Source organism: Pseudoflavonifractor phocaeensis (genome assembly GCF_016901735.1).
Taxonomy (GTDB): Bacteria; Bacillota; Clostridia; order Oscillospirales; family Oscillospiraceae; genus Pseudoflavonifractor_A.
Window position 1 is genome coordinate 1 of the sequence record NZ_JACLZC010000128.1, and the last position, 2,062, is coordinate 2,062.

Genomic DNA, 2,062 nt, shown 5'->3' on the forward strand with positions numbered 1-2,062 from the left:
GCCCTCCCCCAAGGTGGCCCCCGGTCAGCCCATGCTGGAGCAGATCTCCCAAAAGGACCTCCTCCTCCACTACCCCTACGAGAGCATGGACCCCTTCCTGCGGCTCCTCCGGGAGTCGGCCCGGGACCCCAACGTGGTCTCCATGAAGATCACCATTTACCGCCTGTCCAGCAAGTCCCGCATCGTGGACTACCTCTGCCAGGCCGCCGAGAACGGCAAGGACGTCACCGTCCTCATGGAGCTCAAGGCCCGGTTCGACGAGCAGAACAACATCGAGTGGGCCCAGCGGCTGGAGGAGGCCGGCTGCCACCTGCTCTACGGCTTCGAGGACCTGAAGGTCCACTCCAAGCTGTGCCTCATCACCCGCATCACCCCCGACGGGGTGGAGCGCTTCACCCAGGTGGGCACCGGCAATTATAACGAAAAGACCTCCGCCCAGTATACCGACTTCTCCCTCATGACGGCCGACCGGGAGATCGGCGAGGACGCCGACCTCTTCTTCAAAAATATGGCCCTGGCCAATCCGGAGGGGGAGTACCGGGCTTTGTGGGTGGCCCCCAACTCCTTCAAGAGCCGGATCATGGAGCTGCTGGACCGGGAGATCCAGAAGGCGGAGAACGGCCAGCCCTGCCGGGTGCGGATGAAGCTCAACTCCCTTTCCGACCGCACCCTCATCGACAAGCTCAGCCAGGCCTCCCAGGCCGGGGTGCCCATCGACCTCATCGTCCGGGGCATCTGCTGCCTGGTCCCCGGCCGGAAGGGCTGCACCGAGCACATCCGGGTCCGCTCCATCGTGGGGCGCTTCCTGGAGCACAGCCGGGTCTACTCCTTCGGCGTGGGGAAGGATGAGGTGCTCTACATCGGCTCGGCCGATCTGATGACACGCAACATGAGCAAGCGGGTGGAGGTGGCCTGCCCCGTCCGCGACCCGGAGGCGGCCCGCCGCATCCACCATGTGCTGGACCTCCAACTCAGCGACAACGTCCGGGCCAGAGTGCTGGACCAGGACGGCGTCCCCGTCCCCGTGCCGGCGGAAAAGGACGCCCCCCGGGTGGACGCCCAGCAGACCCTGATGGAGGAGGCCCTCCGGCCCTGAATGAATTTTTTTAGGAGGTTGTTCCCATGCCCGTATCCAAAGCCATCGTTCTCTACTACGCCGCCGGCGACGAAGCCCAGATCGCCCACGCCAAGGGGGTGTTCATCCGCTCCGGCGTGCGCATCCGCATGGTCGACGCCAGCCAGCTGGGCCAGGCGGTGGGCTCCTTCGCCGGAGTGGAGGTGCCCCAGCCTGAGGTTCAGGACCATCCCCCGGTGGAGGAGAGCATGATGGTCTTTATCAACATGGCCATGCCCAAGCTCTACGCCGTCCTCACCGCCCTGGATAAGGCCGGCGTCCCCCGCAGCGTGTTTAAGTCGGTCCTCACCGCCGAAAACGCCCGCTGGTCCTTCTATCAGCTCTACGACGAGCTGAAAAAGGAGCGGGAGGGCATGGAGTCCAAGCCCCAGTAAACAGAAAAATCCCCGGATTTCACAGGAAATCCGGGGATTTTTTATGCCGGTCAGGAGAGGCCCCCCACGGCGGTCCGGGCGGCGGAGGCGTCGGCGGGCACCAGGAGGAGAACGGTGTTTTCCCGCCTTTCCAAAATGGCGTTGTCCAGCTTGCCCACCTCGTCGGGCTGGTAGTTCTCCAGCGCCGCCTTCTGGTCCGCCACCCGCTGCTCCAGGGCGGTGAGGGCGGCCTGAGCGGCCTCCTCGTCCGCAAGGACCAGAATGGCCAGTTCCTCCGCGCCGGCGGTGAGGGTGGTATACACCGCGCAGTCCGTTACCGTGGCGCCGTCGATCTGGTAGAGGGTGCCGCAGGCCAGAGACTGGTCGATTTCCTCCATCGGCTCGCTGAAGGCGCCGCTGTCCAGAAGGGTCTGGGCGTCGCCGGTCTGGAAGGGACGGGCGGAGGCGGTTTGGGCGCAGCCGCTGAGCAGCAGGCACAGTGCCACCGCCGCGGGCGCAAGACGAGTGAGCAGTTCACGCATGATAAAATACCCCTTTCTCAAAATCCAAACAA

Annotated in this window: 3 protein-coding genes; 2 read left to right on the forward strand and 1 reads right to left on the reverse strand. The window is 64.9% G+C overall.

Features of this window, described 5'->3' with window-relative positions; genetic code table 11:
• Together ppk1 and H7U37_RS14730 are read left to right on the forward strand one after the other, a co-directional pair.
• Window positions 1-1,096, forward strand: a 1,096-nt coding sequence (ppk1, locus tag H7U37_RS14725) for a polyphosphate kinase 1 (RefSeq protein ID WP_204876886.1), incomplete at its 5' end; no start/stop codon positions are given.
• Window positions 1,097-1,122: 26 nt separating this feature from the next.
• On the forward strand, window positions 1,123-1,509 hold the full coding sequence (locus tag H7U37_RS14730; protein WP_204876888.1) for a DUF3783 domain-containing protein: 387 nt from the start codon (window positions 1,123-1,125) through the stop codon (window positions 1,507-1,509).
• A gap of 50 nt (window positions 1,510-1,559) precedes the next feature.
• Here the strand turns inward: H7U37_RS14730 and H7U37_RS14735 are convergent.
• On the reverse strand, window positions 1,560-2,062 hold a 503-nt coding region (locus tag H7U37_RS14735), incomplete at its 5' end, for a DUF4358 domain-containing protein (RefSeq protein ID WP_243414337.1).